Genomic DNA, 617 nt, shown 5'->3' with positions numbered 1-617 from the left:
GCTCGTCGAGCTCGACCTTGTCGACGCCAAGCTCCTCGGCACGGCTGTCCGACAGGAACGGATCGAAGGCGATGACGTGCATCTTGAGGCCAACGCCGCGCGTCGCGACGATCGAACCGATGTTGCCGCAGCCGATGACGCCCAGCGTCTTGCCGGTGATCTCGACGCCCATGAAGCGGTTCTTTTCCCATTTACCGGCATGGGTCGAGGCGTTGGCTTCAGGGATCTGGCGCGCCAGCGCAAAGATCATCGCCACCGCATGTTCGGCTGTGGTGATCGAGTTGCCGAAGGGCGTGTTCATCACGATGATGCCCTTGCGGCTTGCCGCCGGGATATCGACATTGTCGACGCCGATGCCGGCGCGGCCGATGACTTTGAGATTGGTAGCGGCGTTGATCAGCTTTTCGGTGACCTTGGTCGCCGAGCGGATGGCGAGGCCATCATACTGGCCGATCACTTCGGCGAGCTTATCCTTGTCCTTGCCGAGATCGGGCAGATAGTCGACCTCGACGCCACGATCCTTGAAGATTTGCACGGCGGTGGGGGAGAGTTTGTCTGAGACGAGAACGCGGGGCGCCATGGCGGCCTCCTTGAAATGGATTTGATCCTGATGGGAG

At 61.1% G+C, this 617-nt stretch carries 1 protein-coding gene; it reads right to left on the bottom strand.

Annotated elements, in window-relative coordinates:
- Positions 1–580, bottom strand: a 580-nt coding sequence (locus ENZ74_RS33690) for an NAD(P)-dependent oxidoreductase (protein WP_281059777.1), incomplete at its 3' end; no start/stop codon positions are given.
- Positions 581–617 lie beyond the last annotated feature (37 nt).

The organism is Mesorhizobium sp. M7A.F.Ca.CA.002.15.2.1, from assembly GCF_003998715.1.
Taxonomy (GTDB): Bacteria; Pseudomonadota; Alphaproteobacteria; order Rhizobiales; family Rhizobiaceae; genus Mesorhizobium; species Mesorhizobium ciceri.
This window is presented reverse-complemented; position numbering and strand designations above follow the sequence as displayed.